18 protein-coding genes are annotated in these 23,925 nt (G+C 43.1%); 8 read left to right on the forward strand and 10 right to left on the reverse strand.

Annotated features, from left to right (window positions below):
* Positions 1 to 69: 69 nt before the first annotated feature.
* Entirely contained in the window at positions 70 to 1,983 is a 1,914-nt protein-coding gene (gene htpG, locus GSF13_RS12175) for a molecular chaperone HtpG (RefSeq protein WP_010606422.1), read from the forward strand.
* Positions 1,984 to 2,078: 95 nt separating this feature from the next.
* Here htpG and tpx read toward each other — a convergent pair whose 3' ends face one another.
* Positions 2,079 to 2,660 carry a thiol peroxidase gene (gene tpx, locus GSF13_RS12180; RefSeq protein WP_010606423.1) on the reverse strand — a complete coding sequence of 194 codons (582 nt, stop codon included), beginning with the start codon at positions 2,658 to 2,660 and terminating at the stop codon, positions 2,079 to 2,081.
* Between the two features lie 201 nt (positions 2,661 to 2,861).
* Between tpx and GSF13_RS12185 the strand changes: the two genes are divergently transcribed.
* Positions 2,862 to 3,866, forward strand: a complete 1,005-nt coding sequence (locus GSF13_RS12185) for a response regulator (protein WP_010606424.1) — start codon at positions 2,862 to 2,864, stop codon at positions 3,864 to 3,866.
* Between the two features lie 2 nt (positions 3,867 to 3,868).
* Positions 3,869 to 4,843, forward strand: coding sequence for a diguanylate cyclase (locus GSF13_RS12190; protein ID WP_010375394.1), 975 nt, complete (start codon positions 3,869 to 3,871; stop codon positions 4,841 to 4,843).
* A 148-nt stretch (positions 4,844 to 4,991) separates the two neighbouring features.
* On the opposite strand, the gene GSF13_RS12195 is transcribed toward GSF13_RS12190, so the two are convergent.
* Positions 4,992 to 5,477, reverse strand: coding sequence for a DUF2269 family protein (locus GSF13_RS12195; RefSeq protein ID WP_174168583.1), 486 nt, complete (start codon positions 5,475 to 5,477; stop codon positions 4,992 to 4,994).
* The gene (locus GSF13_RS12200) at positions 5,459 to 6,118 is read right to left on the reverse strand and encodes a hypothetical protein (RefSeq protein ID WP_010606427.1); all 660 of its coding nucleotides are present in this window, start codon (positions 6,116 to 6,118) and stop codon (positions 5,459 to 5,461) included. Before GSF13_RS12200 ends, GSF13_RS12195 begins: the two co-directional genes overlap by 19 nt.
* A gap of 388 nt (positions 6,119 to 6,506) precedes the next feature.
* Between GSF13_RS12200 and GSF13_RS12205 the strand changes: the two genes are divergently transcribed.
* Entirely contained in the window at positions 6,507 to 6,866 is a 360-nt protein-coding gene (locus GSF13_RS12205; protein ID WP_211868524.1) for a DUF4870 domain-containing protein, read from the forward strand.
* Between the two features lie 166 nt (positions 6,867 to 7,032).
* On the opposite strand, the gene GSF13_RS12210 is transcribed toward GSF13_RS12205, so the two are convergent.
* From GSF13_RS12210 to GSF13_RS12225, 4 genes are all read right to left on the reverse strand, one after another.
* Positions 7,033 to 8,538, reverse strand: a complete 1,506-nt coding sequence (locus GSF13_RS12210; protein ID WP_010606429.1) for a SpoVR family protein — start codon at positions 8,536 to 8,538, stop codon at positions 7,033 to 7,035.
* Between the two features lie 18 nt (positions 8,539 to 8,556).
* Positions 8,557 to 9,840: a YeaH/YhbH family protein gene (locus GSF13_RS12215; RefSeq protein WP_211868527.1), complete on the reverse strand. Its 1,284-nt coding sequence runs from the start codon at positions 9,838 to 9,840 to the stop codon at positions 8,557 to 8,559.
* A gap of 25 nt (positions 9,841 to 9,865) precedes the next feature.
* Positions 9,866 to 11,788 carry a PrkA family serine protein kinase gene (locus GSF13_RS12220; RefSeq protein ID WP_010606431.1) on the reverse strand — a complete coding sequence of 641 codons (1,923 nt, stop codon included), beginning with the start codon at positions 11,786 to 11,788 and terminating at the stop codon, positions 9,866 to 9,868.
* A gap of 185 nt (positions 11,789 to 11,973) precedes the next feature.
* Positions 11,974 to 12,555: a Fe-Mn family superoxide dismutase gene (locus tag GSF13_RS12225; RefSeq protein ID WP_010375405.1), complete on the reverse strand. Its 582-nt coding sequence runs from the start codon at positions 12,553 to 12,555 to the stop codon at positions 11,974 to 11,976.
* A gap of 386 nt (positions 12,556 to 12,941) precedes the next feature.
* On the opposite strand from GSF13_RS12225, the gene GSF13_RS12230 reads away from it, so the two are divergent.
* The 4 genes from GSF13_RS12230 to GSF13_RS12245 all read left to right on the forward strand — a co-directional run bounded on the left by GSF13_RS12230 (position 12,942) and on the right by GSF13_RS12245 (position 20,569).
* Positions 12,942 to 13,286 (forward strand): Grx4 family monothiol glutaredoxin, encoded by a 345-nt coding sequence (locus tag GSF13_RS12230; RefSeq protein WP_010375406.1) that lies wholly within the window; start codon positions 12,942 to 12,944, stop codon positions 13,284 to 13,286.
* A gap of 611 nt (positions 13,287 to 13,897) precedes the next feature.
* Positions 13,898 to 18,355, forward strand: a complete 4,458-nt coding sequence (gltB, locus tag GSF13_RS12235) for a glutamate synthase large subunit (protein ID WP_211868534.1) — start codon at positions 13,898 to 13,900, stop codon at positions 18,353 to 18,355.
* Positions 18,356 to 18,364: 9 nt separating this feature from the next.
* Positions 18,365 to 19,780: an FAD-dependent oxidoreductase gene (locus GSF13_RS12240; RefSeq protein WP_206471603.1), complete on the forward strand. Its 1,416-nt coding sequence runs from the start codon at positions 18,365 to 18,367 to the stop codon at positions 19,778 to 19,780.
* 393 nt (positions 19,781 to 20,173) lie between these two features.
* The gene (locus tag GSF13_RS12245) at positions 20,174 to 20,569 is read left to right on the forward strand and encodes a DUF1801 domain-containing protein (RefSeq protein WP_010606434.1); all 396 of its coding nucleotides are present in this window, start codon (positions 20,174 to 20,176) and stop codon (positions 20,567 to 20,569) included.
* A 28-nt stretch (positions 20,570 to 20,597) separates the two neighbouring features.
* Here the strand turns inward: GSF13_RS12245 and recN are convergent, their stop codons facing one another.
* The 3 genes from recN to nadK form a co-directional block, all read right to left on the reverse strand.
* Positions 20,598 to 22,274 (reverse strand): DNA repair protein RecN, encoded by a 1,677-nt coding sequence (gene recN, locus GSF13_RS12250; protein ID WP_174168587.1) that lies wholly within the window; start codon positions 22,272 to 22,274, stop codon positions 20,598 to 20,600.
* 95 nt (positions 22,275 to 22,369) lie between these two features.
* The gene (locus GSF13_RS12255; RefSeq protein WP_010606436.1) at positions 22,370 to 22,951 is read right to left on the reverse strand and encodes a hypothetical protein; all 582 of its coding nucleotides are present in this window, start codon (positions 22,949 to 22,951) and stop codon (positions 22,370 to 22,372) included.
* A 62-nt stretch (positions 22,952 to 23,013) separates the two neighbouring features.
* On the reverse strand, positions 23,014 to 23,898 hold the full coding sequence (gene nadK / locus GSF13_RS12260) for an NAD(+) kinase (RefSeq protein ID WP_045990546.1): 885 nt from the start codon (positions 23,896 to 23,898) through the stop codon (positions 23,014 to 23,016).
* Positions 23,899 to 23,925 lie beyond the last annotated feature (27 nt).

Genomic DNA, 23,925 nt, shown 5'->3' on the forward strand with positions numbered 1-23,925 from the left:
TTCTCCTCCCCCATATACCTAGCATATTGATAAAGAACACTGCATTAATTGCTTATATTGGAGAGAACAATGTCCGCAGCTCAAAAAGAAACATTAGGCTTTCAAACAGAAGTCAAACAATTATTAAACCTAATGATCCACTCTTTGTACTCAAACAAAGAGATCTTTTTACGCGAATTAGTATCTAACGCTTCAGACGCGGCTGACAAACTACGTTATTTAGCTTTGCAAAATGGTGACCTTTACGAAGGTGACGCGGAGCTACGTGTTCGCTTAAGCGTAAACAAAGATGCAAAAACCATTACCATTTCTGACAATGGTATTGGTATGACGCGTGACGAAGTGATCAGCTCATTAGGTACCATCGCAAAATCTGGTACAGCTGATTTCTTTAAAAACCTAACTGGCGACCAAGCAAAAGATTCACAGCTGATTGGTCAGTTCGGTGTTGGTTTCTATTCTGCATTCATTGTTGCTGATAAAGTAACGGTTCGTACGCGTAAAGCGGGTGAGTCAGAGGCGGTTGAATGGGAATCGCAAGGTGAAGGCGACTTCACGATTGCTGAAATCGAAAAAGCAGAGCGTGGTACAGAGATCACACTACATCTTCGTGAAGAAGAGAGTGAGTTCCTTGAAACTTATCGCCTTCGCGGTATTGTGACTAAATACTCAGATCACATTTCAATTCCTGTTGAACTTTATAAAGACCCAGTTCCTGAATCTGAAGGCCCAGATGGCGAGAAAATTGAAGCGCAACCTGGCGAGTGGGAAGCGATCAACAAAGCCACAGCACTTTGGACTCGTGATAAATCAGAGATCAGCGAAGAAGAATATAAAGAGTTCTACAAGCATGTTGGTCATGATTGGGAAGAGCCACTCACTTGGGCACACAATAAAGTAGAAGGTAAAACTGAATACACCAGCCTACTTTATATCCCTAAAAAGGCACCTTTCGATTTATACAATCGTGAGCGTCAAGCTGGCCTTAAGCTTTATGTACAACGCGTGTTCATCATGGATGATGCCGAGCAGTTTATGCCAAGCTACCTGCGCTTTGTTAAAGGCTTACTAGATTCTAACGATTTACCGCTTAACGTATCTCGTGAGATCCTACAAGACAACAAGATCACTCAAGCTATTCGTAAAGGCTGTACATCTCGTGTACTTAAAATGCTTGAGCGTATGGGCAAAAACAAACCAGAAGATTACCAAGCATTCTGGAATGAATTTGGTAATGTGATCAAAGAAGGTCCTGCTGAAGATTTCGCAAACAAAGATGCTATTGCAAAACTATTGCGCTTTAGCTCTACACATACTGACGAGAAAACGCAAAATGTTTCTCTTGAGCAGTACATTGAGCGTATGAAAGAAGGCCAAGATAAGATTTACTATGTTGTGGCTGATAGCTTTGAAGCAGCAAAGAGTTCACCGCATCTTGAAATCTTCCGTAAGAAAGGCATTGAAGTTTTACTGTTGTCGGATCGTGTTGACGAGTGGATGATGAGCCACCTCACTGAATTCAACGAGAAGCCACTTCAGTCAATCACGCGTGGTGATCTTGACTTAGGTGATATGGATGACGAAGAGACGAAAAAAGCACACGAAGAAAGTGAGAAAGAAGTTGAAGGCCTAGTTGAGCGCGTGAAAACAGCACTTGGCGATAAAGTGAAAGAAGTACGCTTTACGCACCGCTTAACAGATTCTCCTGCGTGTGTGGTTGCAGACGATCACGACATGAGCTCTCAGATGCAAAAGCTAATGGAGCAGGTGGGTCAAGCCGTGCCTGAGTCTAAGCCGGTATTTGAACTTAACCCTGAGCACCAATTGGTTAAGCACTTGAATAACGAACAAGACGAAGATAAGTTTGGACAATGGGCAGAAGTACTACTAGACCAAGCAATGCTTGCAGAGCGTGGTAGCCTGAAAGATCCAGCGGGTTTTGTAAGCCGTCTTAATAAGCTAATGCTAGATCTACAAAAGTAAAATTAATGAAGTAAATTGGTATAACGAATTGAAAAAGCCGGTCGTTGTTAAGTGACCGGCTTTGTTGTATTTATTGATGAGAGTATATAGTGAGGCTATAGACTCTTCAGTGCGCCAACGACTTCTTCGTAGTTTGGCTCTTTTGCTAAATTTTCTACCAGCTGCTTGTAAACAACCTTGTGTTCCTTGTCTAGCACAAAAATTGCACGACTGAGCAGGCCCATATCTTTAATCAACAAGCCATAATTTTCACCAAAAGAATGCCATACGGCGTCTGATAATGTTTTAACCTTGTCGATATTTTCTGCTTTGCAAAAGCGCTTTTGCGCAAACGGCAAGTCAGCACTAATCGTCAACATGGCAACATCAGGAAATTGGCTTGCTACTTTTTCATTGAAATGTTTAGTTTGTAGGCTGCAAGTGCCAGTATCTAGGCTTGGAACAACACTAATTAAAATTGCACGACTTTCAAAGTCTTTCAGGGTAACAGGGCTGAAGTCAGCATCGGCAACCTTAAAATCCGGTGCAGCCTGACCTTGCTTTACACCATTACCAAGCAATACCACCGCTTTACCTTGCGCTTTTACCTTGCCCATATCTACCGAGTTTTCAGGTAAATCATAAGCCAATGATATCGCACTAAACAGACCACTCGCTAAAACTAACGCTTTCAGCATAAAGTATTCCTTTTGAAGTTAACTTAATTGATTTGAGTGTATTATACTGACAGTAACTAACCAAGCTTAAGTGACATTTAGATTGTCAAGATGGCGTCGTTTTATTAACATATGTCGCAATTTTAAGCTTTAATCTCATAATTATAACTAAAACTTCCCGACATCGTGCCGATACGCATGGGAAACAGAAAGAGAGCTTGTATGTCAACACTAGTCCTAATTTGTGACGATTCAAAACTTGCCCGTCGGCAGCTGGCGCGTTCATTGCCAGACGACTGGGATATTAAAGTAGAATTTGCAGAGAATGGACTCGACTGTATTAAACAAATAAAAGCACTTTCTCCAGAGATTCTATTCCTTGATCTAAATATGCCGCAGATGGATGGCTATGAAGTGCTACAGGCCATTACCGAGCAAGATTTATCCGTGCTTACTGTCGTTGTTTCTGGCGACATTCAACCTAATGCGCACCAACGAGTGATAGAACTTGGCGCTATTGATTTTATCCGTAAGCCCTGCGATGCAGCTAAACTTGCTGAAATTATTGAGCATCATGGAATAAAAGACAAAGCAATCAGAGAAAGCTTGGTTCATAAACTTGGTGAGCAGCTAGACCCTGAGATCCGTGATATCTATCAAGAGCTTACCAACGTCGCTATGGGGCAGGCGGGTGATTTGTTGGCGCGATTGCTAAACGTATTCGTCGAATTACCTATTCCAAACGTTAATGTACTCGAAGTCAACGAGCTGCATATGGCACTGCAAGCGATTGATGCGAGCGCAACTACGTCGGGCGTTTGCCAAGGCTTTATTGGCGGCGGTGTTTCCGGAGAAGCATTGCTACTGCTCAATGACTCTAGTTTCAAAGAGATCGCGTCCTTGATGAATTATCATGGCGATCTTAATACCAAAGTTGAGCTTGAGCTTTTAATGGATATTAGCAATATCTTGATTGGCGCAATTTTAACGGGACTATCTAAGCAGCTCGATATGTCTTTCAGTCAAGGCCACCCCGTGGTGCTTGGCCAACATTGTGATGTTGCTGAGCTTGTGAAAGCCAACAAAGCGAGATGGCAAAGAACGCTCGCTATAGAGATTAGCTATGGCATCGAGCATCACAACATTAACTGTGACCTTATGCTGCTATTCACAGAAGACTCGCTTAAAACATTAAAATACAAAGTAGCCTATTTATTGGATGATTAACTATGCCTGCAGCCGATTTTGATATGAATGAAATCCATTGGTTAATGGATATGTTTAACACCGTAGATGTTGGCTTGGTGGTACTCGATCGCGACTACAAGGTATGTATATGGAATGGTTTTATGGAAAATCATTCTGGTTTGTTACCGAGTGCGGTTAAAGATAAAGACATTTTTGATTTGTTCCCAAGTATTGATGAGCAATGGTTTAGATCAAAAGCTGAGCCTGTATTCGTGCTAAAAAATCGGTCGTTTACCATTTGGGAGCAGCAGCCGTATATTTTCCGATTCAAAAATTATCGACCTATCACAGGCAAAGCGGATTATATGTATCAGAATGCAACTTTCATCCCATTGACCACAGTGACGGGGGATGTAGGGCATATTTGTGTGATCATATACGATGTAACCGACGAAGCAATCAACAAGTTAGAGCTTGAGTCGTTGAATAAACAATTAGAAAAAATTAGCCGAACAGACAGTTTAACGCAGTTGCATAATCGCGGCTTTTGGGAAGAAAGCCTAAAGCAAGAGTTTAAACGCTTGAAACGTAATCAAGGCCAAAGTGCATTGCTTATGTTTGATATTGACCACTTTAAGCGTATCAATGACGAATACGGTCACAGTGGTGGAGATGAGGCAATCCGTCATATCTCTGACTTACTACGCAAAACACTACGCGAAACGGACACTGCAGGCCGCTACGGCGGTGAAGAGTTTGCAGTGACTTTGCTCGACACAGACGTAAAGGGTGCAATCACTTTCGCCGAAAGACTGCGCTCGTTAATAGAAAACTCATCTATTTACTACGATGAACAACAAATAAAGATTACGGTTAGCCTTGGTGTTGCCGTGTACGAAGAGTCTTTTGAAAAACATGAACAATGGATTGAAGCCGCGGACAGCGCTTTGTATGTTTCTAAAGAGGGCGGAAGAAATCGGGTAACTGTATACTCTGAAGACATGGCCAGCGAGTAAATTTATCTTTATATGGTGACTTTAGCGCGATGCGGTTCTATTCATATTGCCACTTTATAATTCTTACCCCACTAACTTTTTAGTATCGGTGTGGAATGAACAGCGGTCTGTTAGACAAATCAACAGTATCGTTCGGTTATTCCGCGAATTAAAGTGATAAAAGTGGCATCTTACTCACCGCTAAATACATCACGATAACGACTGAAACCGGTATGGTTAAGAGTGCAAGTTTAGTAAAAGGGCCGTGGTAGAGCGCTAACCAACGCCGTTGCTGAGCGCTTGCAATGCCCAAGTGGACTCTTTTAGATGCCTTTGCTGCTAACCAATTTCCCAAGAAAATATCCACAATCTCTAACGGGATAATCACGAGACCGACCACAAGTAGCTTTTGCTGGAGCCATGGAGATGTAAACCATCCAGCTAAAAAAGCCATAGAAAAGCCTGTTAATAAGAGGACAATAAATGCTACATGTTCCAGTGTGACCATGAGAAAGAACACATGATCCACCTTCGCGGTCACCGGTCCTATATTTTCATTTTCTATTGCTTTTAATACAAGCCAAGCACCAAGAGCTGGGCCGAGCCAAAAAATCAAGGCACCTATGTGCACTAATTTTAAGATTGCGTATTCCATCTAGGCCTCAAAACTTGATGTGCAAAGATAATCATCCAAAGTGTACTAAGAGTCATGCTTGATGCAGTAAATATCTCAGCAGCTTTAAGTTGACCAGCAGCGATAGATACAGACAGCAATAAACCTAAAATCCAAGCGGTGATCCCCCACACTGATACCCATGTTTTAAATATACCTTGCTTAATGGCTAGACAGGTTAACGTAAGCCCTCCTAAATTATAAAGGCCATTACCTAAGTAACCGGTTAGATGGGTTGCAATATGCTCAAACAGTAAAAATACAGATTCTCCCATGGCTAAATGAACTACTTTTGGTAAAACAAAGGCATAAATTACTTCAGCAATTAGATCTGGGGCCACACCCAAGGCGACTAATAGCAGGCCAACATGCTTTCTAAAGTCTGCTTTGAGCTCACCTGCTAAAATAACACTAAATACTAAAAGACCTAGTGCAGAGAACATCCAAGCTATCCAAGACCACTGCCACAATACTAAGTTTTCGGCAATAAACTCCATACGCATTATTACCGTGTTATCAAGAGGCAAGCCAGGACGCATCGGTCCATTCATTAATAGGCATGCCGCAGTAATTATTGCAGCAATTAGATAAACAACAACAAATTTGGTTTTGTATTGATCCATTGGTTTTATGTCTGGATTAGAGTCCTTTGGTTCATCTTAAATCTATACCCAAAATTGGTAAAGCCTTAGTCTGAGTAGACACTATTTACTTGGTGAAAATTGAATAAACCTTGTCTTTAAACTATAGCGGTTAACCAGAGTTGTTAGGTCTACGCTCATGCTCTTGATATCAAAAGACTTGTAAATCATGGCTTATCTAGCTTTAATGGAGGAGTGGGGAGTTGAGTTCTCAATTAGAGGTCTTTAGCCATTTATTTTAAGATGAGGCAGGTGAATAGTAGTTCCTTAAATGATTTTAACTCATTAGGAAGAATTCCATAGACTTCAGTCAATATGAAACACTTGCTTGAAATGCGTAATCACTTACAACAATAAAAGGGAATGAAAAATGAACGATAATAATGAATACTGGGGGATGCCGCTAAATACATACTGTATGTTATTACATTTGAGCCAACTGGCGAGCTTTGTTGCTCCGGGACTAGGGCTTGTATTACCGGTGGTTATGTGGGCAACCAATAAGGATAAAAGCGAAACAATCGACCAACACGGAAAAGCCACTATTAATTGGTTAATTAGCTTAATCATCTATTCCATAATTTGCGGTATTTTAGTTTTTGTCGCGGTTGGTATTTTAGGGTTCGTTGTGTTAGCTATTCTTAATATTATATTTGCCATCATTGCCGCGATGAAAGCCAATAATGGGGAAGTATGGATTTATCCACTTAGCTTCAATTTTTTTAAGTAACCGGCACTTTGAATAGCGAAGCTCTGCAGTTGGAAGTGTTTACGTGCTGTCTAGAATTTAATAACACACCTCACTGTAGAGTAGTTGAAGCTAAAGTGTCTAAGCATTAGAAAGGAGTCACGGCAAATACAACCTGTTTGCCGTCTCCTAAGTCAAACTAACAGAGTTACGATTCACTTTCCTCTTCAGGGCATTGAGCTATCTGCTCGATATTGCCATTTTCATCTACTTGTTCAAGTTTCACTTTAAATCCCCATAAGCGATAGAGGTGCTTTATCACTTCTTGCTTTGAAGCGGCAAGTGGGATCCCGCCTTGCGGTACATACCTTAGCGTAAGTGAGCGATCTCCCCGTACATCGACGTCATAAACTTGAATATTAGGCTCATGGTTACTGAGGTTGTACTGCGCTGAAAGGGCACTGCGAAGTTGTTGATAACCCATTTCGTCGTGAATAGGGCCAACTTCCAAATGCGGAGATTTTTGTTTATCGACAATAGTAAAAAGCTTAAAGTCGCGCATGAGCTTTGGAGATAAAAATTGGCTGATAAAGCTCTCGTCTTTAAAATTTTGCATCGCAAAATGCAGTGTATCTAGCCAGTTGCTCCCCGCAAATTCCGGGAACCACTGTTTGTCTTCTTCCGTCGGGTTTTCGCATATGCGGCGAATATCGACCATCATATTAAAGCCGAGCGCATAGGGGTTTATCCCAGAATAAAATTTACTATTGTATGGCGGTTGATACACAACATTGGTATGGCTTTGCAAAAACTCCAACATAAAGGAATCACTTAGTTTTCCCTCGTCATATAAATGGTTCAAAATAGTGTAATGCCAAAATGTAGCCCAGCCTTCATTCATGACTTGAGTTTGTCTTTGCGGGTAGAAGTACTGTGATACTTTACGCACAATACGAATAATCTCGCGTTGCCAAGACTCCAACAATGGGGCATTTTTCTCGATGAAATACAGTATATTTTCCTGGGGTTCTGATGGGAAACGGGCACGGTTGTCTGTTTCTTCATCTTCACCTTTAGGAATGGTTCGCCATAATTCATTAACTTGGGACTGCAAATAATCTTCCCGTTCTTTTTGCCGTTTTTGCTCTTCAAACATAGAGATCCGTTGCGGCCTTTTATACCGATCAACACCGTAATTCATTAATGCATGACAAGAGTCAATCAGGTTTTCTACCTCATCAATACCGTACTTTTCTTCACACTTGGCGACATAATTTTTAGCGAATACCAAGTAATCAATGATGGATGATGCGTCCGTCCAGGTTTTAAATAGATAGTTACCCTTGAAGAAAGAATTATGACCATAGCACGCATGCGCCATCACCAGTGCCTGCATAGGCATGGTATTTTCTTCCATTAAGTACGCAATACAAGGATTAGAGTTAATCACAATCTCGTAGGCAAGACCCATTTGACCTCGTTTGTAGGTTTGCTCAGTCTGGATAAATTTTTTACCGTACGACCAATGTGCATAACCAATTGGCATGCCCACACTTGAGTAGGCATCCATCATCTGCTCAGCTGTGATCACCTCAATTTGATTTGGGTAAGTATCAAGTCTGTAATGCTCGGCTACACGAGCAATTTCCTGATGATAAGTATCAAGTAAATCAAAGGTCCAATCTGGACCATCGTCAATTGGCTGATATGTCATCGCGCAACCCTCCAAAAATTATGCCGCACTTTGCTTATTTTTGTTCTTCTTGAACAATTCTCTAAAGATAGGGTAAATATCTTCTACACCTCGAATGTGCTGCATAGCAAAGTTGTCAAATGAGTTGGCTACTCCTTGATACTCCCGCCACAGACTTTGGTGTGCACGGGTCGTTATCTCTATATACGCATAGTAGCGGACAATTTTAAGTAGTTTGTTAGAGAGTATTTGGGTGCATTGTGGAGAATCATCTGCCCAGTTATCACCGTCAGAGGCTTGTGCTGCGTAAATATTCCAATCGCCTTGGGCATAACGCTCTTGAATGATTTCATCCATTAATTTCAGTGCACTAGAGACAATTGTGCCACCTGTCTCTTGCGAGTAGAAAAACTCTTGCTCGTCTACTTCTTTTGCTTGGGTATGGTGGCGGATATAGACTACCTCAATATCTTTATAAGTGCGGGTTAAGAACTGATAGAGCAAAATATAAAAACGTTTTGCCATGTCTTTGGTGGCTTGATCCATTGAGCCAGACACATCCATCAAGCAAAACATGACCGCTTTGCTGGTGGGGTGCGGACGCCTTTCGTAATTACGAAAGCGTAGGTCGTAATTGTCGATGAAAGGCACCGCGGCTATTTGCTCTTTTAGCACTTGGATCCGCAGTTCTATATCATTGATTTTTTGTTGAGGAGGAACCGATTCAGCAAGCATACTCGCCAGTTCTTCCTCCAACTCCCTTAACTCTCGGCGTTTACTCGAGGTCATCGCAATGCGGCGTGCCATTGAGCCTTTTAAACTACGTACAATATCTAGGTTACTAGGCATACCATCATTACAAAAGCCAGCTCGATGCGTTTTCAATTGCATTAATTTATCTAACTGGCTTTGTTGTAAGTTGGGTAACTCCAAGTCTTCAAACAATAGGTCTAAGTATTCGTCTTTTGAAATAGAAAATACAAAGTCGTCTTGTCCTTCACCTTGGTTACTTGCCTCGCCATCACCTGACCCACCACCTTGCCCTGAAGGAGGGCGCTGGATCCGATCGCCCGTTGAAAATTGATCGTTACCTGGGTGAATGAGCTCTCTGTCTCCCCCTTTACCCTGATGGAAAGTGGGCTCGCTGATATCTCGTTGTGGGATAGAAATGCTTTCGCCACTGGAGATATCAGTCACACTACGTTTGTTGATGGCCTCTGAAACCGCTTTCTTTATCTGCTTCTTGTAGCGGCGGATAAAACGTTGGCGGTTCAGAGTGCTCTTATTTTTGCCGTTAAGACGGCGGTCAATAAAATGCGCCATATAACACCCTCTTCATACTAACAAGTTACTGTGACTTTCTAACTCTTAAATACCATTCCGAAAGTAGGCGAACTTGTTTTTGGGTATAGCCTTTATCAACCATACGATTGACAAAGTCCTCGTGCTTCTTCTGATCTTCGGCAGAGGTTTTTGCATTAAATGAAATTACAGGGAGTAAGTCTTCGGTATTAGAGAACATTTTCTTCTCGATAACCGTTCTTAGTTTTTCATAGCTGGTCCATACTGGATTGTCACCATTGTGATGGGCTCTTGCTCTTAAAACAAAGTTGACTATCTCGTTACGGAAATCTTTTGGATTGGAAATACCGGCTGGCTTTTCAATCTTTTCCAGCTCGCCGTTAAGTGCGGCTCTATCAAACAGTTGGCCAGTATCTGGGTCACGATATTCTTGATCTTGGATCCAAAAATCTGCATAGGTAACATAGCGGTCAAAAATGTTTTGGCCGTACTCAGAGTACGACTCAAGGTAAGCTGTTTGTAGCTCTTTACCAATAAATTCGACATATTGCGGAATTAGATACCCTTTAAGGTGGCTTAGGTAGCGCTCTTGTACTTCTGCGTTAAATTGTTCGCGCTCAATTTGTTGCTCAAGTACATAAAATAAATGAACTGGGTTTGCTGCGACTTCACTATGGTCAAAGTTAAACACACGAGAGAGGATCTTAAAGGCAAAGCGAGTTGAGAGGCCGCTCATGCCTTCGTCCACACCAGCGTAGTCTCTGTATTCTTGATAGGACTTAGCTTTTGGATCTGTGTCTTTTAAGCTTTCACCATCGTACACCCGCATTTTTGAATAGATACTGGAGTTCTCTGGCTCTTTAATCCGAGACAGTGCTGAAAACTTCGCTAAAGTTTCTAAAGTGCCAGGCGCACAGGGGGCTTCCCTGAGCTCACTATTTTCAATAAGCTTCTCGTAAATTTTGACCTCTTCAGACACGCGTAAACAATAAGGCACTTTAACGATGTAAACACGGTCTAAAAATGCCTCGTTGTTTTTATTGTTCTTAAAGGTTTGCCATTCAGATTCGTTAGAGTGAGCAAGTATTAGGCCGCTAAATGGTAGGGCGGAAATACCCTCCGTACCATTGTAGTTGCCTTCTTGGGTTGCAGTTAGTAGCGGGTGTAGCACCTTAATGGGTGCTTTAAACATCTCGACAAATTCCATCAAACCTTGGTTCGCAAGGCATAGCGCTCCAGAATACGCATAGGCATCGGGGTCATTTTGAGCGAAATGCTCCAGTTTACGGATATCTACTTTGCCCACCAGTGCTGAGATATCTTGGTTGTTCTCATCCCCAGGCTCTGTTTTCGCGATAGCAATTTGATCAAGAATGGAAGGGTAACGTTTTACGACCTTAAATTGGGTAATATCTCCATTGTACTCATGTAAGCGTTTGGTCGCCCATGGAGACATTATCGTTTTAATATAGCGCCCAGGAATGCCGTACTCTTTTTCAAGTAGGTCAGCATCTTCTTGTGGGCTAAACAAGCAAAGCGGGTGGTCATTAACGGGTGAGCCTTTTAAAGAATAAACCGGCACCTTTTGCATCAAATACTTGAGCTTTTCTGCGATAGACGATTTACCACCACCTACCGGGCCGAGTAAATAGAGTACTTGTTTGCACTCTTCAAGCCCCTGTGCGGCATGTTTGAGATACGATACGATTTGTTCGATGGCATCCTCCATACCGTAAAACTCATTGAAGGCAGGGTATCGAGCTATTACTCTATTCGAAAACAGCCTGCTAAGTCTGGCATCTTTCGACGTATCGATCATTTCTGGTTCGCCTATTGCCATCAGAAGTCGCTCAGGTGCGCTGGCATAGGCTGATTTGTCATTTTTACAAATTTCAAGAAATTCCGCGATGGTGTACTCTTCTTCTTGCGCGGCTTCATATCTGGCCTGATAATGTTCAAATATTGTCATAACGACCTCCAATAAGCTACTTGGTGTGGTTTGCGGATCACAGATTTGGAAAGGTTACTTAAAGCTTAGTCGCGATATGAAGAATACCCAAAAAAAACTAGATTTTTTATGTATTAATGTTGAGTTACAGACATAAAAAAGGGCGCTGTTGCGCCCCATTGTTGCATCAATACTGATAGTTGATGTTAAGCTAGGTTGCTGTTTGCGAAATCCCAGTTAACAAGTGCCCAGAAACCTTTAAGGTAATCAGGACGAACATTACGGTAATCGATGTAGTAAGCGTGTTCCCACAGGTCAACTGTGATGATAGGTGTAACACCTTCTTCAGTCAGCGGCGTTGCTGCATTTGAAGTGTTAACGATATCTAGAGAACCGTCAGCTAGTTGTACTAACCAAGTCCAGCTTGAACCAAAGTTGTTAACTGCTTTGTCGTTGAAAGCTTCTTGGAATGCTGCGAATGAGCCCCATTTTGCATTAATTAGTTCAGCAACTTTACCTGTTGGTTCGCCACCTGCATTTGGCGCAAGGCTGTGCCAGTAGAAAGTGTGGTTCCAGATTTGAGCAGCATTGTTGAAAACACCACCTTCAGAGCTACATACGATCTCTTCTAGTGATTTACCTTCAAAGTCAGTACCTTCGATAAGACCGTTAAGCTTTACAACGTATGTGTTGTGGTGCTTACCGTGGTGGAATTCTAGCGTCTCTTGAGAAACGTGCGGCTCAAGAGCATTTAGTGCATAAGGTAGTGACGGTAGTTCAAATGCCATATTAATCTCCATTTTTTGGTTGATTTGCCAATAACGCATACGAAAGGTAGCTAACATCAGCCCACTTTTCTATACCATTGGCCTATATAGTGATACTATAATTCCTGACTATTTTACTCAAGTTTTGGCAAACAGCAATGCGTGCCAGTGACTTAATGACTTATAATACACATTCTTTGTGAACATATGCCGAATAGAAGTCAAAGCGTAGAACATCGTGACAGGCGGTTATGCTTATTTTAGCCATGGCAGCTAAGGTTCTATCGCTGCTTAAAGTTTGGCATTATGAATGCAACAGGTGTTGTTAAGGTGAGTAGCAAGCTAAAACGCCGATGCTAAACTAAATATTGATAAGCATTGGATGAAACGTCATTTTGAGGTAACTAATGGAAACTATTGACAAGATTAAACAGCAGATCGAAGAAAATCCAATTATTCTATATATGAAAGGGTCGCCAAAACTCCCTAACTGTGGTTTCTCTTCGCAGGCATCTCAGGCTTTGATGGCGTGTGGTGAGCAGTTTGCTTATGTTGACATTTTATTAAATCCAGACATTCGTGCTGAACTACCGCATTATGCGAACTGGCCAACTTTCCCTCAGCTTTGGGTAGAAGGTGAGTTAATCGGTGGTTGTGACATCATCATTGAGATGTTCCAAAAGGGTGAGCTTCAACCTCTTATTGCTGAAACAGCAGCTAAATATAAGAAAGACGAAGCAGCAGCGGAATAAGCTAACCGCTAATGGCAGAGTAGATACTCTGCCATGCTTTATTTTCTAAAAATCTTCTAATATCTTCCTACCTACTTTTCTTAGCAAGTCTTTTTGTCTGCTGTTTGGTTGAAAACCGGCAGTTCATTGAATTTAAGATATCTACACTTTCATTAACGCTATCCGCGCTTATCTAACTCAGAGCTACTCGCTTATTTTTATCAACTTAAGTTGACGTTAGCGTCAAGCTAAAAACGCGCTCTGTTTTGCATACCTATATAAACAGTGTAATCGAACGCGCTCCGATATTGAGTTTTACAAAACTGAAAAGTGAATAATTATTCATTTTTATCAGAGTTTACGTTTACGTAAACGTTTATTCCTGATTGTGTTTTGTTGCATTTTTATTGGTGTGATACCGGTGTCATTTTACAAATTTATATTCACTATTTTCAAAGTGGCAAATTTATTACGGTTTTGGCTAACTTGTCTTACCAATGAGAAATATTCAAGTTTATGAATATGTATTCATATTTGTGTTGACTCTACTTTCAATCAAGGCTAATTTTGAATATCTGCCAGCATTTCGTCGTACCGTCATGGGCTGGCCGTTGTAGCAAGGGGAGGAGTCTATGTTATACGACTCAAAATTAGAAAAAGATAACTGTGGATTTGGCTTGATTGCGCATGTAAGCGGTCAGCCGAGTCACAAACTGATCCGTACAGCAATCACAGGTTTGGACCGCATGCAGCACCGAGGTGGTATTTCTGCAGATGGCAAAACCGGCGATGGCTGCGGACTGTTATTACAAAAACCGGATAGTTTTTTTCGCGCCGTCGCAGCTGAAAATGATTGGCATGTGGGCAAAAACTATGCGGTAGGTATGCTATTTTTAAATCAGGATCATGAGCTTGCAGCTGCGGCTGAGAAAGTGATCAGTGAAGAATTAGAAAAAGAAACACTGACGCTCATAGGTTGGCGTGAAGTACCCACCGATCCATCTATGTTGGGTCCTATTGCTAAAGCACAATTACCGCAGTTTAAACAGGTTTTTGTCGGTGCGCCTGAAGGGTGGCGTCCTAAAGATTTAGAGCGTCGTCTTTATATTGCAAGACGACGCATCGAAAAGCGTTTAGAGCAAGATGAGCAGTTTTATATTTGTAGTTTGTCCGGTTTGGTGACTATCTATAAAGGCTTAATGATGCCTGCGGATCTACCGAATTTTTATACTGATCTTGCTGATATGCGGATGACCAGTGCGATTTGTGTATTCCATCAGCGCTTTTCAACCAATACACAGCCTCGATGGCCGTTGGCGCAACCGTTCCGCTATTTAGCTCACAATGGTGAAATCAATACTATTGAAGGTAACCGTCAGTGGGCGAGAGCGCGTGCTTACAAGTTCGCGTCGCCGTTATTACCAGACTTACAAAATGCGGCACCGTTTGTCAATGAAACGGGTTCTGACTCGTCTAGTTTAGATAACATGCTAGAGCTATTTTTAGCTGGTGGCATGGACTTATTCCGCGCTATGCGTATGTTAGTGCCACCTGCATGGCAGAAAAATCGTGCCATGGATGAAGACTTACGCGCATTCTATGACTTTAACTCCATGCATATGGAGCCGTGGGATGGCCCAGCTGGCATCGTGATGTCTGATGGACGCTTTGCTGCCTGTAATTTGGACCGTAACGGTCTTCGTCCTGCCCGCTATGTGATCACGCAAGACGGCTTTATTACGCTTGCCTCGGAAGTGGGCATTTGGGATTACGCGCCAGATGAAGTTATAGAAAAAGGTCGCGTGGGTCCAGGTGAATTACTGGTGGTTGATACCTTACATGGCAAGATTTGGCAGTCCGATGAAATCGATCAAGACCTGAAATCCAGACACCCGTACAAAACTTGGCTTGAGCAAAATGTTAAGCGTTTAACGCCATTTGAAGCGCTAGATGAGAAAGCAGCTGGCAAGCGCGATCTTGACGACGAAACTTTGCTGACCTATCAGAAGCAGTTTGGTTATACCAATGAAGAGCTCGACCAAGTGATCCGCGTAATGGGCGAAAACGGCCAAGAAGCAACCGGCTCAATGGGTGACGATACGCCATTTGCAGTGCTATCTGAAGGACACCGTTCGATATTTGACTACTTCCGCCAGAAGTTTGCTCAGGTCACGAACCCGCCAATCGATCCATTACGGGAAAATCATGTAATGTCACTGGCGACTTGTATTGGTCGTGAGCAAAACGTTTTCAACGAAACCACAGGTCACGCTAAACGTTTGCAATTTGCCTCGCCAGTATTGACTTATTCTGACATGCAGCAGCTATTAGCCGCCGATGATGACCATTACTGTGCGTGTAAAATTTCATTGATTTACGAGATTGAAGAGTCATTGCAAGATGCAATCAAGCGCATTTGTGATGAAGCCGTTGCAAAAGCAGGTTCTGGGTGCGTGATGTTAGTGCTCAGTGACCGAGAAATCGCTGCAAGTAAACAAGTTATCCCAGCGGCGATGGCCGTGGGGGCAGTACAAAGACGACTAGTGGATGGCAACCAGCGTTGCGACACCAATATTTTGGTTGAAACAGGTAGCGTAAGAGATCCGCACCAGTTTGCTGTTTTGTTAGGTTTTGGCGCAACAGCGATTTATCCTTATCTAGCCTACGAAACCCTTGTTGCAATGTGTGATAAGAAGATCATTAAAAAGTCTTACCGCGAGGTGACTTTGTCTTATCGCGGCGCGATTAACAAAGGTTTATACAAAATCATGTCGAAGATGGGGATCAGCACCATTGCTTCCTATCGTTGTTCGATGTTGTTTGAAGCCGTCGGTTTATCCGATGAGGTGGTTGAATTGTGCTTCAAAGGCGTTGCAAACCGTATTAAAGGTGCGTGTTTTGACGATTTTGCCTTGGAGCAACAACAACTCAATAAATTGGCATTTAGCAAGCGTAAACTACTATCACACGGTGGATTATTAAAGTATGTGCATGGTGGTGAATACCATGCGTATAACCCAGATGTCGTGCAAACTTTGCAGACCGCTGTTCGTTCGGGTAACTATCAAGACTACGTTAAATACGCGGAGCTGGTAAATAACCGCCCAATTACAAATCTGCGAGATATGCTTAAGCTTAATACGGCGCAACAAGCAATCGACATCAATGACGTTGAGCCTGCTACTGAGCTCTACAAACGTTTTGACTCAGCTGCGATGAGTATTGGTGCATTATCACCAGAGGCACACGAGGCGTTAGCAATTGCGATGAATCGCCTCGGCGGTTGCTCTAACTCTGGTGAGGGTGGTGAGGATAAGCTACGTTTTGGTACAGAAAAGAATTCGCGTATTAAGCAGGTTGCTTCTGGCCGATTCGGTGTGACACCACATTATTTGCGTTCAGCTGACGTTATTCAAATCAAAGTTGCGCAAGGGGCAAAGCCGGGCGAGGGTGGTCAGCTTCCAGGTGAAAAAGTCACCCCTTATATCGCGAAGCTACGCTATTCGGTTCCTGGTGTTACTTTGATTTCGCCGCCGCCGCATCACGATATTTATTCGATCGAAGACTTAGCTCAGCTTATTTTTGACCTCAAACAGGTCAATCCTGAAGCGATGATCTCGGTCAAACTGGTTTCAGAACCCGGTGTCGGCACGATTGCGACTGGTGTTGCTAAAGCGTATGCCGATCTCATTACCATTGCCGGTTATGATGGTGGTACTGGGGCGAGTCCGCTGACATCGGTAAAGTATGCAGGTAGCCCGTGGGAGCTCGGCCTTGCTGAAACACAACAGGCGTTGGTTGAAAATGGTCTACGCCACCGCATTAGGTTGCAAACAGATGGCGGCTTAAAGACCGGATTAGATATTATTAAAGCAGCAATTTTGGGTGCTGAGAGCTTTGGTTTTGGTACCGGCCCTATGGTTGCGCTTGGCTGTAAATACCTGCGGATCTGTCACCTTAATAACTGTGCAACCGGTGTTGCTACGCAAGATGATACGTTGCGTCAAAAGCATTATCACGGATTGCCAGAAATGGCGATGAACTACTTTAAGTTTATTGCGCAAGAGGCTCGTGAACTGATGGCCGCTTTGGGAGTCACAAAACTCACCGATTTGATTGGTAGAACGGATTTACTTGAAGCCATTGAAGGTAATACTGCGAAGCAGAAAAAGCTCGACTTAAGTCCGCTTCTAGCGAAGCCGAACAATCCGTCAAATGAAGCGCTGTATTGCACCCATACTAATCCATCACATTACAGTGGTGCGTTGAACGAAAGCTTACTAGCGAAAGCGAAGACGGCAATCGATGAAATGACAGGTATCTCGTTGGTGAGTCGTATATCCAATACGGATCGCTCTATCGGTGCAATGCTGTCTGGTTATATCGCGAGCAAGCATGGTAACCAAGGTATGGCAGCAGATCCAATCGCACTTGAGTTACATGGTACAGCAGGGCAATCGTTTGGGGTGTGGAATGCGGGTGGCCTTGAAATGACATTAGTCGGTGATGCTAACGATTATGTTGGTAAAGGGATGGCTGGTGGAAAGCTAGTCGTGCGTCCTCCTGTTGGCTCAAGCTTTGCCTCTCATCAGGCGGCTATCATCGGTAACACCTGTTTATATGGCGCGACCGGCGGCAAGTTGTTTGCTGCAGGCCGAGCAGGCGAGCGCTTTGCTGTGCGTAACTCGGGTGTACAAGCGGTTGTTGAAGGGCTTGGTGATAATGGCTGCGAATACATGACGGGAGGCGTGGTGTGTGTGCTTGGTCAAGTTGGCGTTAACTTTGGCGCAGGCATGACCGGCGGTTTTGCCTATGTACTTGATGAAGAAAGTGATTTTGATAAGCGGATCAACCCTGAGTTGGTCGAGCTGGTAGACCTCAAAGCGCTGGCATCGCACCAAGAACATCTACGCGGTTTAATTGCAGAGCATTTAGATTTAACGAGCTCAACCCGAGCTGAGCAGATCTTAGCTAACTTTGAGTTGTATTTGCCAATGTTTACATTGGTAAAGCCAAAGTCGAGCGATTTAAACAGTTTACTTGGCCACCGAGCGCGTAGTAGCGCTGAGCTAAGAATTCAGGCGCAGTAGGAGAGAGCAATGAGCGAGAACGTTTACCAATTTATCGATGTACAACGTGTAGATCCGCGCAAAAAGCCTATTTCTACGCGTAAGCAATCTTTTGTTGAAATTTATGAGCCATTTTCTGAGCAGCAAGTTCATTCGCAATCCGATCGTTGTTTAGATTGTGGTAATCCGTATTGTGAATGGAAGTGTCCAGTTCACAACTATATTCCGCAATGGCTCAAACTTATTCGTACCGGCAGAATCATTGAGGCAGCGGAGCTATCTCACCGTACCAATAGTTTGCCTGAAGTGTGTGGTCGAGTATGTCCGCAAGATAGGCTTTGTGAGGGGTCGTGTACGCTGAACGAAGAGTTTGGTGCAGTGACTATAGGAAATATTGAAAAATATATTACTGATACGGCGTTTGCACAGGGCTGGAAGCCTGATCTTTCTTACGTTACTTGGACTGATAAGAAAGTCGCAATCATAGGCGCGGGTCCGGCAGGGCTTGGCTGTGCAGATATTCTAGTGCGAAACGGCGTGCGCCCTGTGGTGTATGATCGTAACCCAGAGATTGGTGGCTTGCTGACCTTTGGGATCCCGTCATTCAAATTAGAAAAATCGGTAATGGAAAACCGTCGCGAGATTTTCACCGAAATGGGCGTTGAGTTTAAACTCAATACCGAGGTTGGTCGTGATGTCTCAATGGACGAGTTATTGTCGCAATACGACGCGGTATTCTTAGGTGTGGGGACGTACCAAAGCATGAAAGGTAATCTTGCAAATGAAGATGCCGATGGTGTTTATGATGCGCTACCATTTTTGATTGGTAACACCAACCGAGTTATGGGCTATGACGAAAGTCAGCATAACTATGTGAACATGGCTGGTAAGCGCGTGGTGGTATTAGGTGGTGGTGACACAGCGATGGACTGTGTTAGAACGTCAGTCAGACAAAATGCGCAATCCGTGATCTGTGCTTATCGTCGTGATGAAGAAAACATGCCAGGCTCAGTTCGAGAAGTTAAAAATGCCAAAGAAGAAGGGGTTGAATTTAGATTCAATTTACAGCCGGTTGGTATTGAAATTGACAGCTCAGGCAAAGTCACGGGCGTTAAAATGGTGAAAACACAATTAGGTGAACCTGACAAAAATGGTCGCCGTAGTGCTGAAACCGTGGAAGGCTCTGAGCATACACTAGAAGCCGACGCGGTGATCATGGCATTTGGTTTTAAGCCTCACAACCTTGATTGGTTAGCACAATACGATGTCGCAATAAATCACTGGGGCGGTATTGTTGCACCAGAAAAAGGCGCATTTACACATCAAACAAGTAATCCTAAGATCTTTGCCGGTGGCGACGCGGTACGAGGTTCTGATTTAGTGGTAACGGCGATTTTTGAAGGCCGCAACGCTGCTGAAGGCATTTTGGATTATTTAGAAGTTTAACGCTTTTGTCGTTCACAAACCCCAACTACATTCGTTGTAGCTGGGGTTTTTTTATTTGAATTTTGCGTAGGGACTGTTTATCTTTTAAGTTTGTTTTTGCAGCAGTTTGATTGGTGTTTATACAAGGCAGAGTCTGCGTAGCATAGTTGTTCTATGTGAGTCAGGCGATAACACAGTAGAAATGCTAATCAAGCGCTGCCCTTTGGGTTCACCTGAGTGTGCTTTGTTCATTGTTGCTCAACTTTTACCTAGATTACTAGGCGGCAAGTTGAGCGTCGCGACCAAAACGCACTCAGAAGAACAAAAATCAAACAGCAAAGGTCAACAGGCCCTTGTTAGCCACTAACTTAATTTTACTCAACATATATTTATCAATAGTATTAAGGAAAGATCATGAATGAAACAATAAACTCAGGCGCTGATGCGGTCACTGCAAAGATAGCGAGCTTAAGCGATTGGCGTGCAGTGGTATTGCAGCAGGTCAGAAGTCTGATCCTAAGTGTTGATAAAGAGGTAGAAGAAGATATCAAGTGGCGTAAGCCAAGCAACCCAACAGGAGTGCCTGTCTGGTCAAAAGCTGGCATGATCTGCACGGGCGAAGTATACAAAGATAAGGTCAAACTTACCTTTGCATACGGTGCAAAGTTTGAAGATGAGCACCAGTTATTCAATACAGGGTTTGCAGGTAACACTCGACGGGCGATTGATATAAAACAGCAGGACACCATCAATGAAGCCCATTTCTGTACATTGATCCGCGCAGCAATTCGGTATAACGCTGCGCGTTAATCAACAGGAGCAATCAGCCTGATAACGGCTAAGCACTTTGTACTTGTAATAATTCTTTTGCACTCGCTCTTGTCGTGTCACTTATTTTATCTCCACCAATTAACCTTGCTATTTCATCAATGCGTTGGCTTTCTGCCATTGGGGTCATTTTGGTAAAGGTTTCGCCATGTTCTACCCGTTTTGCGACAAAGAACTGGTTGTGACCACTGCATGCCACTTGCGGTAAATGGGTAACACAAATAACTTGCGTGGACTGGCCAAGCTGACGTAGCAATTTACCTACGGTTGCAGCCGTTGGACCTGATATCCCTACATCAACTTCATCGAAAATCAAAGTGGGTGTCGTAACGCGTGTTGCGATAATCACTTGAATGGCTAAGCTTATCCGAGATAGTTCACCACCCGAGGCAACTTTGCCCATAGGCTGTAAAGGTTGGCCTGGGTTAGTAGAGACGTAAAATTCAATGTGGTCATATCCAAGAGGGCTCGGTTTAGCGCCAAGATTAGGCGTTAACTGGATCTCAAATTGACCATCACCCATCGCAAGCTCTTTCATACTTGCAGAAATACGTTCGTTAAGAGATGCACTGGCTTGCTGGCGGCTTTGACTTAATCCTTGTGCAGCTTGGTTATAAGCGTTGATGGCTTCAGCAATTTCCTCCTCTAATGCATCCAGTCGTGCAGAATCAGAGCTAATAGACTCAAGCTCGTGTTGTAGTGCTTGATGGTGCTGATATAGCAATTCTGGCTGAACTTGATGCTTTCTAGCTAAATCTAGAGCTTGAGAGAGTCTATCTTCTAGCTCTTGTAGTCGCATCGGATCTTGTTCGACAGAATCGGAATAACTGCGGATCTCTCTACTGGCTTCTTCCACTTGTACTGCTGCCTCTTCAAGCACTTGCGCAATATTCTCAAGGGTTTTGTCAAAACTGGTGAGTTCAGAGAACACTTGTGCACTTTGTTGTAGCTGCGATAGCACAGTCTGCTCGTCATTTTCATAAAGGCGAGAGAGCTCACGGTGGCATTGTTCTAAAATGGTTTGGCTATGGCTTAGGCGTGAATGTTCGGTCTCAATATCTTCATATTCGCCTTCTTGTAGGGCAAACTCGTCAAGCTCCGCTACTTGGTACTCAAGAAGTTGTTTTTTTGCGGCTTGTGCCTGCTGTGACTTTTGTAGTTCGGCATATTCTTTTTGCAGTTTATGGTAGTGATTATATTGCCCCTTAACTGCTTGTAACAAAGTCGTGTGGTTAGCATAGGCATCTAGCAAGTGCAGTTGATATTCTGGCTTTAGCAGTAGCTGATGGGCGTGTTGTCCATGGATTGCAATAAGATGTTGGCCTAACTCTTTTTGCTGGCCAGCAGTAACAGGGGAGCCATTGATGTAGCTTTTACTACGCCCACTTTTACTAATAACACGACGAAGAATACATTCATTCTCTTCGTTATCTAGCATATGCTCCGTTAGAAAGCGTTTGGCAGCTGGGAGATTTGAAACATCAAACTGAGCAGAGATATCCGCTTTGTCGGTACCTGGACGAATAGCAGAAGGATCAGCGCGCTCACCGAGACATAAAGAAAGCGCATCAATTGCAATGGACTTACCTGCGCCTGTTTCACCTGTAATTGCGGTCATGCCACAATGCCAGTCAGTATTTAGCGCACTAACAATAGCAAAATTTTGAATATTTAAAGCTAAAAGCATACTGTACACCCTAACAGAGAATTACTGTTAATTTATACAGTATTTTGTTGTTTAGCAACTCAAATTAAAAAATTCTGCTAAAAATAATAGCAAGATTAACCGACGGCATGCTCTTTTACTAACGCTGCTGCTTGCTTTTGTTGGTTGGATGGCTCTGAGCTAGTTAGTTCTGGTGAGTCTAATACATCTTCATCTTGCTGTTGTGCTGGTGTTTCAGGTGTTTGAATGCGAGCAATGAGGGCCGGGAGCATCTCGCGATAGAAATCGCGATTATAGGCAATGCCTGCCGTGGGTAATTCGGCAACAAAATATTGTAATTGCTCAGCAAGCAAATCCATATTGCCATTTGAGCGACACTTGTTAAGCTCGTTTGTCACTGAATAGATAAATAACTCAGACACTTTTTCCAGTTGCGCTAAGTTTTCTTCCGAGTGGGCTTGAACGACAAAAAAGTTGCCAACAATTGCATTGATCTGCGGTGCGTATTTTGGCCTTAAAATCTTCGCTTCGACGAATTCAGCAACTTTAAGTTTAAAGTTGCTACTAATCACTTTTAAACGATCGTTAAAGGCTTTTTTTTCCGCTTCACGGGCTTTTCTTCTATTATTTTCAATCACTAAATACACTGAAAGTATAGTGATAAGCAGCGCCAATGTGAAAAATACAACGTAAGCCATTTTATTGTTATTTACCTAAATTAGAAAAATTAACCAAGGTTATTTTGCGTAACTTTGCGTGCTTAGTAAAGCCTACTGCCCCAATTTAATTTCTGTCTAAGAACATTGTAGTAGGAGTAGCATTTAGGGTGGATCAATCTTAATCTTTTCTCCGCTTTTTTGATGATAACTTCGTCGCCAGGTAGCACAGCCAGTACAACATGGCTGTCACAACTTACTTGTAAGCTATCGGTGTTTTCTAGACTTAACTTAAGTTTGACTTCTTTTTCTGCATCCACCACTAAAGGCCGGCTGGATAAGGTATGCGGAAACATAGGCACCAAAGAAATAGCGTCGAGTTCTGGGGTTAAAATAGGCCCGCCACCTGAAAGCGAGTAAGCGGTTGACCCCGTCGGTGTCGAGACAATTAAACCGTCTGAGCGCTGGGAAAATACAAAGTCGTCGTTGATAAAAGCCTCAAATTCAATCATATGAGCAACCTTATCAGCGTGTAATACGGCTTCGTTCATTGCTAAATTTGCGCTTTTAAGTTGGTGATGTCGATATACTGCCACCTCTAACAGAAATCTCGATTCTTCAATAAATTGGCCGCTTAACACCGCTTCTAGCTGCGCTTCAAAGCCTTCGGGGTTCAAGTCTGTCAAAAAGCCTAAGTTACCGCGGTTAACCCCAATCACGGCGACATCAAAACGAGCCAGTACTCTTGCCGCACCAAGCATGTTACCGTCACCACCAACAACAATAGCAAGATCGCAGCGTTTACCTAGTTCAACTAACTCGACAACAGCGTCTTCGTCTAACGACTTTATTTGCTCCGCAACGCGATCTTCTACGAGTACTTCATATCCTAATGCTTGCAAAAATGTGTAGAGTCGTTGTAAGGTCGTCCCCGCGCCTTCGTGGTTGGGTTTGCCAATTAAGCCGATGGTGTTAAACGTGGTCGTCATTCAGTCATTTGTCCTTGGTATCTTTGT

Source organism: Pseudoalteromonas sp. M8, assembly GCF_018141365.1.
GTDB lineage: Bacteria > Pseudomonadota > Gammaproteobacteria > Enterobacterales > Alteromonadaceae > Pseudoalteromonas.

Bases quoted from the DNA above. Each gene is read 5' to 3' on its own strand.
- htpG (WP_010606422.1), top strand. From the start codon at position 70: ATGTCCGCAGCTCAAAAAGAAACATTAGGCTTTCAAACAGAAGTCAAA.
- tpx (WP_010606423.1), bottom strand. From the start codon at position 2,660: ATGCTGAAAGCGTTAGTTTTAGCGAGTGGTCTGTTTAGTGCGATATCA.
- GSF13_RS12185 (WP_010606424.1), top strand. From the start codon at position 2,862: ATGTCAACACTAGTCCTAATTTGTGACGATTCAAAACTTGCCCGTCGG.
- GSF13_RS12190 (WP_010375394.1), top strand. From the start codon at position 3,869: ATGCCTGCAGCCGATTTTGATATGAATGAAATCCATTGGTTAATGGAT.
- GSF13_RS12195 (WP_174168583.1), bottom strand. From the start codon at position 5,477: ATGGAATACGCAATCTTAAAATTAGTGCACATAGGTGCCTTGATTTTT.
- GSF13_RS12200 (WP_010606427.1), bottom strand. From the start codon at position 6,118: ATGGATCAATACAAAACCAAATTTGTTGTTGTTTATCTAATTGCTGCA.
- GSF13_RS12205 (WP_211868524.1), top strand. From the start codon at position 6,507: ATGAACGATAATAATGAATACTGGGGGATGCCGCTAAATACATACTGT.
- GSF13_RS12210 (WP_010606429.1), bottom strand. From the start codon at position 8,538: ATGACATATCAGCCAATTGACGATGGTCCAGATTGGACCTTTGATTTA.
- GSF13_RS12215 (WP_211868527.1), bottom strand. From the start codon at position 9,840: ATGGCGCATTTTATTGACCGCCGTCTTAACGGCAAAAATAAGAGCACT.
- GSF13_RS12220 (WP_010606431.1), bottom strand. From the start codon at position 11,788: ATGACAATATTTGAACATTATCAGGCCAGATATGAAGCCGCGCAAGAA.
- GSF13_RS12225 (WP_010375405.1), bottom strand. From the start codon at position 12,555: ATGGCATTTGAACTACCGTCACTACCTTATGCACTAAATGCTCTTGAG.
- GSF13_RS12230 (WP_010375406.1), top strand. From the start codon at position 12,942: ATGGAAACTATTGACAAGATTAAACAGCAGATCGAAGAAAATCCAATT.
- gltB (WP_211868534.1), top strand. From the start codon at position 13,898: ATGTTATACGACTCAAAATTAGAAAAAGATAACTGTGGATTTGGCTTG.
- GSF13_RS12240 (WP_206471603.1), top strand. From the start codon at position 18,365: ATGAGCGAGAACGTTTACCAATTTATCGATGTACAACGTGTAGATCCG.
- GSF13_RS12245 (WP_010606434.1), top strand. From the start codon at position 20,174: ATGAATGAAACAATAAACTCAGGCGCTGATGCGGTCACTGCAAAGATA.
- recN (WP_174168587.1), bottom strand. From the start codon at position 22,274: ATGCTTTTAGCTTTAAATATTCAAAATTTTGCTATTGTTAGTGCGCTA.
- GSF13_RS12255 (WP_010606436.1), bottom strand. From the start codon at position 22,951: ATGGCTTACGTTGTATTTTTCACATTGGCGCTGCTTATCACTATACTT.
- nadK (WP_045990546.1), bottom strand. From the start codon at position 23,898: ATGACGACCACGTTTAACACCATCGGCTTAATTGGCAAACCCAACCAC.